At 66.3% G+C, this 12,857-nt stretch carries 13 protein-coding genes; 4 read left to right on the top strand and 9 right to left on the bottom strand.

Annotated elements, in window-relative coordinates; all coding sequences use genetic code 11:
• Positions 1-53: 53 nt before the first annotated feature.
• The 7 genes from OIU81_RS37055 to OIU81_RS37085 all read right to left on the bottom strand — a co-directional run bounded on the left by OIU81_RS37055 (position 54) and on the right by OIU81_RS37085 (position 7,613).
• Positions 54-764, bottom strand: coding sequence for a hypothetical protein (locus tag OIU81_RS37055; protein ID WP_329142702.1), 711 nt, complete (start codon positions 762-764; stop codon positions 54-56).
• Positions 761-1,549, bottom strand: coding sequence for a hypothetical protein (locus OIU81_RS37060; protein WP_329142701.1), 789 nt, complete (start codon positions 1,547-1,549; stop codon positions 761-763). Before OIU81_RS37060 ends, OIU81_RS37055 begins: the two co-directional genes overlap by 4 nt.
• Before the next feature lie 74 nt (positions 1,550-1,623).
• A complete protein-coding gene (locus OIU81_RS37065) occupies positions 1,624-2,325 on the bottom strand; it encodes a hypothetical protein (protein ID WP_329142700.1) in 702 nt (233 codons plus the stop codon).
• The gene (locus tag OIU81_RS37070) at positions 2,322-3,323 is read right to left on the bottom strand and encodes a hypothetical protein (protein ID WP_329142699.1); all 1,002 of its coding nucleotides are present in this window, start codon (positions 3,321-3,323) and stop codon (positions 2,322-2,324) included. Before OIU81_RS37070 ends, OIU81_RS37065 begins: the two co-directional genes overlap by 4 nt.
• Before the next feature lie 194 nt (positions 3,324-3,517).
• Positions 3,518-5,719 carry a phage tail tip lysozyme gene (locus OIU81_RS37075; protein WP_329331973.1) on the bottom strand — a complete coding sequence of 734 codons (2,202 nt, stop codon included), beginning with the start codon at positions 5,717-5,719 and terminating at the stop codon, positions 3,518-3,520.
• Positions 5,720-5,777: 58 nt separating this feature from the next.
• A complete protein-coding gene (locus tag OIU81_RS37080; RefSeq protein WP_329142697.1) occupies positions 5,778-7,082 on the bottom strand; it encodes a hypothetical protein in 1,305 nt (434 codons plus the stop codon).
• Positions 7,083-7,220: 138 nt separating this feature from the next.
• Positions 7,221-7,613, bottom strand: a complete 393-nt coding sequence (locus OIU81_RS37085) for a hypothetical protein (protein ID WP_329142696.1) — start codon at positions 7,611-7,613, stop codon at positions 7,221-7,223.
• Between the two features lie 424 nt (positions 7,614-8,037).
• Between OIU81_RS37085 and OIU81_RS37090 the strand changes: the two genes are divergently transcribed.
• Positions 8,038-8,547, top strand: a complete 510-nt coding sequence (locus OIU81_RS37090; RefSeq protein WP_329142695.1) for a helix-turn-helix domain-containing protein — start codon at positions 8,038-8,040, stop codon at positions 8,545-8,547.
• On the opposite strand, the gene OIU81_RS37095 is transcribed toward OIU81_RS37090, so the two are convergent.
• A complete protein-coding gene (locus OIU81_RS37095) occupies positions 8,528-8,710 on the bottom strand; it encodes a hypothetical protein (protein WP_329142694.1) in 183 nt (60 codons plus the stop codon). The two genes, OIU81_RS37090 and OIU81_RS37095, sit on opposite strands and share 20 nt — an antisense overlap.
• Before the next feature lie 131 nt (positions 8,711-8,841).
• Here OIU81_RS37095 and OIU81_RS37100 point away from each other — a divergent pair, with 131 nt between their 5' ends.
• Both OIU81_RS37100 and OIU81_RS37105 read left to right on the top strand, forming a co-directional pair.
• Positions 8,842-9,015: a hypothetical protein gene (locus tag OIU81_RS37100; RefSeq protein WP_329142693.1), complete on the top strand. Its 174-nt coding sequence runs from the start codon at positions 8,842-8,844 to the stop codon at positions 9,013-9,015.
• Between the two features lie 10 nt (positions 9,016-9,025).
• Positions 9,026-9,166 carry a hypothetical protein gene (locus tag OIU81_RS37105; RefSeq protein WP_329142692.1) on the top strand — a complete coding sequence of 47 codons (141 nt, stop codon included), beginning with the start codon at positions 9,026-9,028 and terminating at the stop codon, positions 9,164-9,166.
• An 858-nt stretch (positions 9,167-10,024) separates the two neighbouring features.
• Here the strand turns inward: OIU81_RS37105 and OIU81_RS37110 are convergent.
• On the bottom strand, positions 10,025-10,252 hold the full coding sequence (locus tag OIU81_RS37110; RefSeq protein ID WP_329331978.1) for a DUF6225 family protein: 228 nt from the start codon (positions 10,250-10,252) through the stop codon (positions 10,025-10,027).
• Between the two features lie 598 nt (positions 10,253-10,850).
• Here OIU81_RS37110 and OIU81_RS37115 point away from each other — a divergent pair.
• Positions 10,851-11,876, top strand: a complete 1,026-nt coding sequence (locus OIU81_RS37115) for a DNA-directed RNA polymerase subunit alpha (protein ID WP_329142690.1) — start codon at positions 10,851-10,853, stop codon at positions 11,874-11,876.
• Positions 11,877-12,857 lie beyond the last annotated feature (981 nt).

Here is a 12,857-nt window from a genome sequence, read left to right on the forward strand (position 1 = left end):
TTACGTCTCGTTGGGGTCTTCTGGGGTGCGTGCTGAAGCGGTGGGCGCTTCGCTCACCCGGTCGGCTTGGGGGAGGGGTGTTCCTCGCTGGCGGCAGCGAGGGCGTCGCGGGTTTTGCTGGAGGCCCGATAGGCGTCCAGCGACGTCACCGTGCCGACCTGAGAGGTGGAGTAGGTGAAGACCACGAACTCGCTCTTGGCAGCGCTGTTCTGCTTCGGTCCAACGCGGACTGGATCGAGCCGGGCCACCCCCGTGTAGGAGTAGTTCAGGCCCTGCACCCGACTCACATCGATGTCCAGATCGGCGAGCGTGTACGTCGTCCCAGCGCCCTTCGTGGCTCCGGTCGCCGTCATCCACTCCGGCACGAACTCGGTGAGCACCCGGGACTTGTGGTCGAGGAAGCCGTAGCGCGCGTCGAGCAGTACCTGCTGCTCCTTGATGGTCCGGGTCGACGCCGAGCTGTCGGTGAGGCTGAGCAGGAGGGACCGGCCCGTCGCCCTGTCACGGTTCACCCGCTCGATGTCCATGCCCGGCAGCTGAACCAGCAGTGCCGTGTGCTGTGTTGCCAGCTTGGCCTGGGCGTCGCCGAGGTTGCCTTCGAGCTTCTGATTAACCGCATCGGCCTGGGTGCCCGACGCGGCCGGGCCGTCGCTGAGCAGGCTGGCTCCGAGCGTGACCACCGAGAGCGCGAGCAGCGCCCCGGTACCGCCGAGCAGGATCTTCCCGGTGTGCTGGCGCAGCCTGTCCTTGATCTCCTCGTTCACGGTGCCTTCACCTCCTGCTTCAAGGCTTCGCCGGTGGCCGTCGTGCCGGTCTGGATGTTCACGAACGCCTTGCGGACCAGGTCGTAATCGGCGCGGGCCCAGGCCAGCACCGCCGGCTTCTCGCCCGCACCTGTCCTGGTCTCCATCGCCAGCCAGGTCACCGTGATGGTGCTGTCGTCGTTGACCAGGTAGGGCACCTGGGCGACCCACTCAAAGCCGGAGTTGAAGCTCATCGGGATCCCGACGCCGGCCGCCACGTCCTTGTCACTGGCGAGCAGGTACCACGGCCCCAGGTCCGCCTGGTGCACCGAGGGGGCGAAGTAGGGGATGAGGTTGCGCAGCGTCGACTGAGACATCGCCGTGTCGAGCGTGCCGCCGCCTGCCGCCACGCTGGGCGTCAGGTAGCGGTAGTCGTTCTGCAGCTTCGCGACCTGACCAGTCGCCGTCAGGGCCGCGGTCAAACCACGCTCGGCGTCGTCGGCCTTCGGTAGTGCCGCCGTCTTCGCCTCGGTGATCCTGATCTGCTCCTGCACAGAGGGGATCTTCGGCGCAGCTGTATCGCTCACCGCGCTCTGACCGCCGGAGAACCCAGCGGAGAGTACGAAGCACAGCAGTGCGCCCACACCCATGCTCACGCCGGCCACGAGGGTGCGCTTGCGGAGGCCGCCCGCGGGCTCCGTCTGCTCAGGAGTGTCCGCGCCCTCCTGCGAGGACGCGGACGTCGCGACGAAGTGCGTCTTGCGTACTGCGCCTCCACTCGACTCATCGGCCTGTGTCGATGCCATTAGCCCTCAACTCGCCGTTCCACTCGAATATCAAGACAACTCTATCAACAAGGCGAATCAAAAGAGAGTCTGAGTCATCCGGAATAGCGAGTCTCGCCACTCGCCGGGACGCCGGAGAGATCCGAGACCTTGCCCTGGGCGTCGACCGTGACGAGGAGCAGCGCGCGCCGGTGCGCCGTGACGCTGGCTTTGCTCGCCTTGTTCTGGGACACCGCGTCGGAGGTGACCTCGACGTCGGCCAGGACGGCGTAGGTGTAGACGCCTGCCTTGACGTCGACGACCTCGATGTCCGGATCCGCGCCGAGGGCCGAGTTCAGGCCGACTGTGTCGATGTAGTAGTAACGCCGCCCTTGGGAGTCCTCGTTGAACCTCGACGGAGGCATGAACGACTTCAGGAACGTCTCGTTCTCGGCGAGGCCGAACCGGCTCTTCAGGCTCGCGCGCGCCGCCTCGTAGCTCTGTCCCGAGTCCCACGTGAAGACCATCGAAAGCAGCGCCTTGATGTGCTCACCGTCGGTGCTCAGCCGGTTCTGGCTGACACCCAGGGCCGCCGTAACATCCGCGTTCACCTGCTCGGCGTTCTTCTTCTGGATGCCTGCCAGCCGTCCCTCGACGTCGTTGATCTGGGCTTCCTGCTCAGCCAGGGCCGCGTGCTGGCTGCTCCAGGTCACGCCGGCAACCGTCGCGACGACCGTGAGGACCGCTGTCGTCACCAGGACCGAGAGGTTGCGCCGGAAGAATCCCCGCCGCGTGGGTGCTGCCGTCTGCTCCGTCATCGCTTCCCGCCCTTCTTCTGTGTGCCCCTGCCGCTGAATTCACGGACTCCGGACCCGGCCGTCATCTTGATCGCGGGGTTCTCGTACTGAGCCCCGGCGGCGGTCATCACGAGCGCCAAGTGGTCAAAGGCCCCCGTCGTGCCGTTGTGCACGTAGCGAGCGCTCGCCCAGGCGAGCACCTCGCCGCTCTTCGTGTCCCGACACAGCCAGACGACCTTTGCCTGGTTTGACGCGCCCGAGCCGTTCTTCATGCTCAGGTCTGGCATCACCGTCTCGACCTTCCATGCGTACGTGCTCGGGGCAGCTGCGTTCTGGCCGGCGTAGCGGATGTACCAGGCGTGGCGCGGATCGATCTCGGAGGTCGCATCGAACGGTGTCAGCGACGACAGGCTGTACGCCTCCTTGTCATCGATCAGGAAGGAGTCCCTGCTGAACAGCGGCGCCATTTCCCGGCGGTGCTTGATGATCTCCAGCGTGGCCTGGTTCGGGGCCCCGTTGTTCGGGCTGGGCTGGACGCTGGACTGGTGATACAGCTGAGCGAAGATCTGCTGCCCGGTCGCGACCTTCTTCGCGTCGGCGGCTGCCGCCTTCGTGAGCTTCAACAACTGCGCGCCGGCGTCTGCCTTCACGGGTGTGGACTGAGCATCGGCCAGCTTCCCCTTGAGCTGGACGATCCGGGCCTCGGTGTCAGCCGTGGTCGTCTTGAAGCTCTCGCCCGTCACCCCCGTGGCGACGACCAGAGCGAGGATCCCCACTCCCATCACCGCGGCTACGCCGCGCCGAATCAGGCGCGAGTGGCCCTCCAGGGTGCGTGCCTGGATCTTCTCGCGCCGACGCATCGTCCAGTTTGTGAAGCGCTCCTCGAGTTCGACACCGGTGAGCTTCCTGCGCGTCCTCGGTGCCGTGGGCTTCTCCTCGGGCGTCGGCCCGGTCGACACCACGTTGTCGTTCCCCTGCTCTGGGCTCGCGCTCTCGAACTCCCCATCGGCTGTCGCCACGGAACACACTCCTCACTTGACATTGCTCTCATAAATGACTCAAGCCTATCTCTAATGCCATTCATGGCTGAGTACGAATCCATTCGACAGGGTGGCGAAAGGTGAGCCGGAAGTCCACTCTGTCCCAGGCATGAAGAAGCCGGCGCCCAGCGATCCGGGCACCGGCTTCTCGCTCCGAGATCAGATGCGGCGCATCAGGCCTTCTTGATCTTGTAGGAGGGGAGCATCCGATCCGACATATCCACGAACTTCCAGCCCTCGGCCGCCATCCGCGCCGCGCTGTCGACCCGTACCCGGCCCATGTAGGCGCAGTAGCCCGCCTCGCCGACGATGGCCTTGTCGCCCTGGACCCCGAGCACCACGAGGGTGTGGCCGACAGGGCTGTGTCCCGGCCAGGACCCGACCGAGTAGGGGACCGGGGTCGACTGCATCTTCTTGCCGGTCTCCTCCGCAATCGTGTACGCCGTCCGCTTGCCGTCACCGGCCGGGTAGGTCTGGAACGTCGTGTACTTGTTCACGAAATAGGTCGAGAAGCTCGTGCAGTTCATCGCGTGGTCGTGCCCGCACGAGCCAGGCCCGCCCTGGTCGCCGTAGCGGCCGTCGAGGAACTTGTCGCCCTCCTTGTTGAAGAGGTCGACCAGGGCCTGCGCCTCCTTCTGCGTCATCCCGCCGTCCTTCAGTGAGACGGAACTGCCGCCCTTGGAGGTGCAGTTGCCCAGGATCGTATTGATCCCGTTGCCGATGTTCTCGATGATCCCGCCGACGATTTTCTTGACGCCGCCCACGATCGAACTGTCGACCGACCAGCCGCTCATCTTGCCGAACCACATCTCGGCGTTGTCGCCTCGTGCGGTGAGCCCGGCCGCGCCGTCAGCGGAGCGCTCCCAGTTCTCGTGGAAGTGCAGCGCCGCCGCACGCGGCGAGCCCTGCGACTTCTTGAGCATGTCCTTGAAGACCGTGGCGTCGCCCGGGTTGTCGCCATCGACCATGAAGGCCAGCTGGGCCTTGATGGTGTACCAGTCGACGCCCTTGCTCTTCGCGTACTGGCGCAGCAGCGTGTTGCGGCCGAACGTCCACTGCCCGAGACCGATGCCCTTGTCCGTGTTCTGTGCAGCGCTGGCCTTCTCGGCGGTCATGGCATATGTCCCCGTGGGGAAGTTCTGCACGCTCGTCGGGTCGATCCCGGACTCCTGCGACCAGTTGCCGAGGATGCCCGCGATGTTCTCCATCGGCATACCCCAGCTGCTGAGCACCGAGTAGATCTCCTTGGCGTTCTTCTCCACGCCCGCCGGGACGGTGGCCCCGGAACCGTTGCCGACGCTACCCGCGTTGACGACGCACCCCGTCCCGTTCACCTTGATGCTGCCCTCGGTCAGCGCCGTCGAGTTGAGGACGCCGGTCAAGACCGTGCCCAGCAGAGCAACGGTGGCGGTCACCGCGGCCACGCCCGACATCGCTGCCGCTACAGGGGCCATCGTCGCCGTGACGGCGACGCCCAGGACCGCGCCGACCCCCTTGGCTATAAAGCTGCCGATCGCCATGAACGGCGCAGCGATCGCATGACCAACCGCCTTGACGATGTTGACGATGAGCGTCCACAGCAGCTTCCCGGCGTTGATGGCCATTGCCATGGCCGCAAAGAACATGGACTTCAGCCAGTTCAGAAGGGCCATGGCCATGACCACCCCCATGGCCGGCGGAGCCGCAGCCGCGCCACCGCCGACGGCGACGCCCTTGGCCGCCTTCGAGCCCAGGCCCTCGTCGCCCTTCGACGCACCGCGCTCGTAGCCCGTGCCACCGGCACCTAGCTCGCGCTGGTCGGCCGGTTTGGCGTCCGGGCTGCCACCGGTGACCTTGGACACGCCCTTGACCGCGTCCTGGGCCCCCTCGACGCCGACGTTCTTCGCTGCGCCAACGGCGGCTCCCGGAAGCCCGCCAGCCTGTGCGCCGGCCACGGCACCGGAGACGGCAGCTCCTGCGTAACGCCCGGCGTTACGGCGGGCCGCGCTGCTGCCGTCTCCCTCGATCGCCTTTTGGGCTGCGCCTCCGGCCATGTTCCCGGCGACGCCGTTCATGCCCTGCTTGATCTTCGACCCGGCATTCGCGGCACCGGCCGCCGTGCCTGCGGTGTTTGCAGCGTCCGGCATCTTCGGCGCGGCCTCTGGCATCTTCGGCGTCGTGTTCACCGCGCCAGAAGGACCAGAAGAATCAGCTCCCGGCCCCGGGAGCTGCTTGGGCGCGCTGGCCTTGTCCTCGGGAGGCTTCTCGATGCCCTCCTTGGGGCCGAGACTCTTGGTCCCGCGACCCTGCCGGGGCATCCCCTGACTCACCGACGTGCTCGGCTGGTCCTTCGTCGTCCCCTTCTTGGGACTCCGATTCGGCTTGTCGGTGGCCATGTCGCTTTCCTTTCTGGCTCAATGCCAGGTAACGGGATGCGTCACTTCCTCACCACACTCAATGGAGAGTGGTGAGGAACTCCTTGTCGTCGCGAATGGTGCTATTGGACTGCACGTCCCGCAGGCTCGCGTCCAGTCGGAGCAGGTCGAGCGACAGATCCGACTCGTACTGCGACTTGTTTCTGGAGTAGTTCTGATACGCCTGTGAAAGGTTGTTCATGATGTTCATGAGAGGGCGCATCGTCACGTCAGAGGACTGGTAGTCCTTGGTGAGGCTGGTGCCGTCCGAAAGGGTCCACTGCATGCCCGAGATCTGCTGGCTCGTCGGATCCGAGCCCTCGTCACGCTTCTTGGTGAAGAACTGGGCGTAGCTCTGACCGGCCGGCACCAGGGCGTCGAGGTAGCCGTCGTAGACGTTGCCTGCACGCCAGTTGAGGTCGAAGCCGCCCGGGACGACGTGTTTGGTCTGCAGTGCCAGCGTCGAGACGCCGTCCTTGGCCTCGGCCGCGGAGACGCCCGTGATCTTGTCGGTGGCAATCGAGACCGGAACGGTCGGCGGACGCAGGAACAGGCCGTCGATCTTCGTCGTCTGCAGGTCGGAGGTGTACGACTGAATCTGCGTCAGATTCGTGCGCATCTCGACGAGCTTCTGGTCCAGGGCGTCCCTGGCGTCGGCCTCCTTCTCCTTGAGTGCGACCTCGTAGTAGGCCTGCGCCGGGTCGAAGGTCAGGGCGTTGAGCGCCGCGATCTTCCGGACCCCGGATGCGCCGGGGTTGAAGAAGACCCGCCACTGGTCGTATTTGGAAAAGGTCTCGTCGCCGGCCAGCTTGCCGCTGCTCTGCGCCTGCGCCGCTCCGGGCGTGGTGAGTTCAGCGTTCGCACGGACCGTCAGGTTCAACACCTGGCGGTCGAAGGGCCGGTCGGCGTTCAGGAGGACCCCGACGTAGCCGGTCGAGCCGAAGGCGTAGAAGGAGCCCTTGATCCCGCTGGTGCTGACCGACTCGCTGTTCAGTGAGGTGTCCGACCCGAGCAGGAACGCCCTGTAGTCCGCGGCGTTGTACGAGATCTGAGCGGTCGGACTGAAGTGCATCATCACGAGCGCCTTGTTGCCGCTCTCGTTGGTATAGACCCCGTCGACGGTGCCGTCGAGATTCGTCTTCGAGGTCTTGAAGTCGCTGGTGTACAGAGCCGTCTGCGACAGCGAGTCATGCTCCGCCTGGTACGCCGAGGCCCCCGATGCGCTGATCACGATGACGCCCGTGACAGCGAAGATGCCGAAGAACACCCCAAAACGCTCGATCGCGTGGTGCGAGTCGAGCTTGAACTTCCTGCTGAAGGCCAGCGCTTTGTCCTTGATCCCCATGTTCTGCTCTCTTTCGTGCCTGCACCGTGCTGCGGGCCCGGATATGGCGAACCGGGCCGGAGGAGGCCTTGCACCTCAACCGACCGGATTCGCTCGACGCCTCTGTCCCCGGTCGTGTGCGCGGCCTGTGACGGCCTCTTACTTGGAAGGGCCGCTCAGGAAGTCGCTGAACTGATCGACGGTCTGGACGATCACCGTGCCGCCGCCGAGGTCCGTGATGGTCTGCTGGCCGCCGGAACCGACCGTCGAAATCAGCGCCCACCCGCCGGTGCCCAGGGCTCCGCCGACGAGAATGAGGAGCGCGATCGTGCCCCAGCCCTGCTGCTGACCCGCGGACTGCGGGTTGGCCATCAGCTTCTTGATCAGGAGCACGCCGCCCCAGACCAGGCCGACAGCACCGAGCAGCATGAGCAGAGAACCGCCCCAGAGCTGGATCTGGGACTTGGCGTTCGTCAGGAAGCTGGTCAGGTCCCAGGCTGCATTCGGCAGGGAGGCATGTGTGAGGACGGCTGCCTCGTAGATCTTCGTCATGGTTCTTTCCTCTCACCTTTCGAATCATTCGGTGGCATGACAGTGAGTCACAAGGCAACAAGCGCAGCTCGCCCACCCGGACGGGCGGCGATAGAGACTGAAGTGATCGGTGGCATGCTGTCGACTCCCCCGCTTGCTCGTATACGTGCGCATCTGCAGTGACTAATCTACCCCATTCGAATAGCGGACGGCAGAGGCGTGCAAAAGGTGTATCGATAAAGAGTCCAAAGGGACTCGGAAACGAGGTGAATCGGCATCGTGGCGCGTGACCGCAGCGCCGTGGCGGACGCCTGTGGAATCCGCAGTGCGAGATGTGTAATGTGCCGCTCCAGCACTGCTGCGACGCTGGCCTGCTCGATTTCGAGGCGGGTCACCCTCACACGCCCCGTCGATCGCGATCTTGACCAGGAAGTACCAAACCGCCATGAACCCACTGCCCGGGGACCTATTCGCCCGCCGGCTTCGTCAAGAACGCGAACGCCTCGGCATCAGCCAGGCAGAGCTGGCGCGGCGCATGGCCGAGCTGCTCGGCGCGAACGTCGACTCCACCGCCATCACACGCATCGAGCAGCAGACCCGCGCGGTCAGGCTCGACGAGGCGGTCACCGCTGCCGAGGCTCTCGGGGTTCCTCTGATCACATTGGTCAGCGACAACTACGCCCGCGAGAACGAGACTGAGATCCAGAACCAGCTCGCCGAGCTCGCCCTCGCCGAGCAGGAATGGGAGAGGCTGCGCCAGAAGATCCACCGGATCACCCAGACCATCCAGCAACTCTCCGCCGAGCGGGAGGCCTTCCACTCTCACGCGCTGGACGTCAACCCTGAAACCGCCAGCGACTACGAGCTCGACCCTGAGACCCAGGCAGCTCTCGACGCCCGGATGCGTGATGTCCGCAACAAATCGGCTGGAGAGGTCACAGACCCAGGCGCATGACGCTGTTGCGGGCGGCCGGGTTGAACTCCCGACCGTAGACGTTCACCGTCTCGAGCTTTCGCCACCGGACGGCCCGCATGATCTCCTCGGTGCTCGCGCCCACGCCTTGCCTGAGTGATGTGACCAGCTCGCAGACTGTGGAACCGTACGCCAACGGATCCACCCTCAAGGCCTCCCTCGTGCGCGTGTGCAGCGCGTAGCCACGTACACCAGTCTCGTGAATCCGGGCGTCCCCTCTATTGCGGTACGTCGCCCGCAGCGTGAGGAACGGACGAGGCCAGGTGCGAGCTCGTGATGAGTCTCGCGCCGCGTCAACGCCGCAGACCTGCTCGTCGAGCCGATACGCGAGAGTGCCATCCTCGCCCGCCGGCGCTCTCGCGCATCGCCCCTGAAGAGGAGGAGCGGATCTTCGCCTGGGCCGACGAGATCAACGCCCACATCGCCAAGCTCCTCCAGGAGCTCGAATAGAGTCGCACCCATGGGAACAGACTGGGAGAGCATCCTCGGGGCAAGTGGCGCAGACCTCGCTGATGCATATGACAGAGTCGCTTCCGAAGCCGTCTACGACGACGGGGGCCTCGGGGGCGACGAGCCGGCGCTACCCTTTGATGAGGACTGACCGGCGTCCCCCTCGAGTGACCGACCCTACCTATGATCGCTCGTCCTCTCGGCGGCGCACCAAGGCCGCCTGCGCAGGCCCCCCCCCGAGGTCGCCAGCGCTGTGACGATCACTCGGCTCTACCCCCGAGACGATGGGCAAGCCACCCGGCCGGCCGGAGTTCTGCGCAGGGCCGGTCGGAGCGGGGTGTCCCGCCGCACCGGAGACCCGTCGGGGTGCCGTGCGACCAAACGGCTCTTCGTCTCACCTCGTCTCACACATCTCTCACACACGAGAGCGCACGGAAGCACGCGAGAACCCCTGACCTGGACATTCGCCGTTGCCATGGACCACAGCAGACCAGGTGGACATTGCATAGGCTAGGACTCGATTCTAGTGATCAAGCCAAATGCCCAGGTCAGAGGGGCTTTTTGCTCCTTGCTGAGGGTGTGTATCTCACATCACGGTCACCGACGTCCACGCTGACGGGGACGTCGTCACGACTGCATTCGGCAGTTCGCCGGCCTCCTCCCCACACCACTGGCCAGCCTGGTTCGCGAGCTTGTCGCGACTCGCCGCGTGTTGATTGCCGTTCGGGATGGGGACGTTGTGGGCAGGAATGTGCCACTCCGGATGATGAGGGGGTGAGTGGCCCTGGTCGTGGTGCCCGGCGGGGCTGTGACCATCTCGGGCGTCTGTGCTGCGCCGAATCGTCTTTCGTACGGTGACCGACTCGACCGACGAAATGCGTGCATCATGGCTGCGCCAGGTGAGCCGCCCCGGTCTTCGGGTGTCGGCCTGGAGGGTTCGCCGATCATGGACATGGTCGTCGGGGTCAGGCTTCGGCGTGGTGGTAGCGGCCTGCTGGATAGTCCGCCATCAGCATGTAGTCCACCTCGGTGCCCTGCGGCTGCATCCTGGCACCGGCGGGCCGTTCGGGATCCCCGTCTCGAAGCCCACGAGCACGAAGTGGCTGTACCAATCGAAGTCACCGGGGCCGTCCGCGACGCCGATGCTGACCGGTGTGTCGTGTGGCACGCTGTCCAGCGCGTCCCGCAGTTGCCCCGCTGTCCACACTCGGGGAGCGTGCTCGAAGGTGTCAGTCATACCGAGCAGGCTAGGAGGCAGCTTTGCCCGCCCCGCCCCGCCCCGCCCCGCCCCGCCCCGCCCCGCCCCGCCCCGCCCCGCCCCGCCCCGCCCCGCCCCGCCCCGCCCCGCCCCGCCCCGCCCCGCCCCGCCCCGCCCCGCCCCGCCCCGCCCCGCCGGGGCGGGGCGGGGCGGGCGCTGCCGGTGGCGAGGGCCAGCCCTGCGGCGGTCAGCGCGATGGCGGTGGTCGCGGAGGCGAGTCGTTGTGTCGATCGCATGGGGGCTCAGTGGTCGGGCCCGGCTGGATCCGCGCTCTTGACGCCATGGCGCCAAGACCACGGTCTATGCGGGTAGAGGTTGACGGTGAACAACAGGTAGCCATGCCGTTTTCTGGCCGCTGCTTGGTCTCTCGTTGGCCAACGTCTGACCCGCAGAAGGGACGCTGACCTGACCGGCACCCCCTGCCGATACGTGCAGGCCAATTCCGTGTCTGCTCGGGGTAAAGAACTCGTCGACCACCCCGGACCGGGCGGTGCGACCTGTTGTGACGCCGTCTCGCCTCTATCCTTGCTGGGTCTACGGCGTCACATGGCGAGCGCCGAACGGAGGTAGCACCTCTATGCTGATCGCTCAGCGTCCCTCGTTGACCGAAGAGGTTGTTGACGAGTCTGGCTCGCGGTTCGTGATCGAGCCGCTGGAGCCGGGCTTCGGCCACACCCTCGGCAACTCCTTGCGCCGCGCGCTCCTGTCCTCGATCCCCGGCGCTGCTGTCACCAGCGTCCGGATCGACGGCGTTGGGCACGAGTTCACCACCGTGCCGGGCGTCAAGGAGGATGTCACCGACCTGATCCTCAACATCAAGCAGCTCGCCGTCTCCTCCGAGCACGACGAGCCGGCCGTGATGAGCCTGCGCAGGCAGGGCCCGGGCCTGGTCACCGCCCGGGACATCGCCCCGCCGGCAGGTGTCGAGGTGCACAACCCCGACCTGGTCCTCGCCACGCTCAACGGCAAGGGCAAGCTGGAGATGGAGCTGACAGTCGAGCGCGGTCGCGGCTACGTCTCTGCCGTCCAGAACAAGCAGGTGGGCCAGGAGACCGGCAGGATTCCGGTCGACTCGATCTACAGCCCGGTGCTCAAGGTCACCTACAAGGTCGAGGCGACCCGTGTCGGACAGCGCACCGACTTCGACAAGCTGATCGTCGACGTCGCGACCAAGCAGTCCATGCGTCCGCGCGTCGCCATGGCGTCGGCCGGCAAGACCCTGGTCGAGCTGTTCGCTCTGGCGCGCGAGCTGAATGTCGACGCCGAGGGCATCGACATGGGCCCGTGGCCGACGGACGCCGCACTCACTGAGGACCTGGCGCTGCCCATCGAGGAGCTGGAACTGTCGGTCCGCTCCTACAACTGCCTCAAGCGTGAGGCCGTCCACTCGGTGGGTGAGCTCGTGGCCCGATCAGAAGCGGAGCTGCTCCAGGTCCGCAACTTCGGGGCGAAGTCGATCGACGAGGTCAAGGCGAAGCTGGCCGGCATGGGCCTGACGCTGAAAGACAGCCCGCTGCTACCCTTCGACCCTGTTGCTGCTGCCGCCGCCTTCAGCTTCGCCGAGGCGGCAGACGCCGGGTTCGTCGAGACCGAACTGTACTGACCAGAGCAGTTCACGAGAGTCGCCAGCGGCCCAGCTAAAGCGATCCATCCGCCCGCTGAACCGGCCGCTGCACCGATGGTTCCTCATACAGAGCGACAAAGGGGGTCATCGTGCAGTTCTCCACCAAGGGATGTTTGCTCTTCCTGCTGCTCGTCGTCGCGGTCGGCGGGGCGATCGGTTCGATCGTCGGCCCACCACCACACTGAGCCGCAAGAGACTACCAAACGGCCTATTCCCGTTGCCGGTTGGACTGCGCGATCACCGTCAGATGCACGGTCAGCGGCGCGTGGTCGCACTGAGTATTCCTGCCTCCTGCGGATCGTCTGCCCCCACCCCAGGGGCCTGGCGGGTCGTGGGCGCTCTGCCGGCCCTCGATGACCAGGCCCGGGCACGTCGGACACCTGTGGACGGCCAGGGCGTGGCAGCGGCCGTGCCCGCCCCGAGCACGCAGGCCGACTCCGCCCGGGCGACCCCGGCATCGAGACCGACGCGGTCCCTGACCTGGTCCGGTCGAACCCTGGTTTCCTGAGTCTGAGCGCGTGCTCGAAGTGCAAGCTCGTGGTCCTGCGGGGCGGCCGAGCTGGGCCAGGTCGCGGGCGGAGGCCGCGCGGGCGCCGGCGTGCTCCGCCGCATCGAAGTAGCCCCCAGTCGGGGTCGGCGGTCACGCTCCGGCCCTGTTTGCTCTTTTTCTGGGCATGGCTTCCCGCTACCAGCCCGCCGAAGGGCCGGCCCTCATGATCCCGACGCCGCCGCACGGGACAGTGGTACAGGCCATGCGTTGACCACCACCAACTCGGGTCCTGGGCGATCACGGTGGTCACCAACTCTGCAGCGCTGCGACGTCGGACTCTACCGGCCGCAGAATCGAGGGATCCGCACGCCTGGAGCCCGACGGTGCGGAATACCCCTGGGCGTGGCGCTCTGTGCTGCGCTTTGTAGCGGGTGAGGTGTGTCCGTTGTCGCCGTCTGCTGGGCTCGGGC

The sequence above is a fragment of the Streptomyces sp. NBC_01454 genome (assembly GCF_036227565.1).
Lineage (GTDB): Bacteria > Actinomycetota > Actinomycetes > Streptomycetales > Streptomycetaceae > Streptomyces.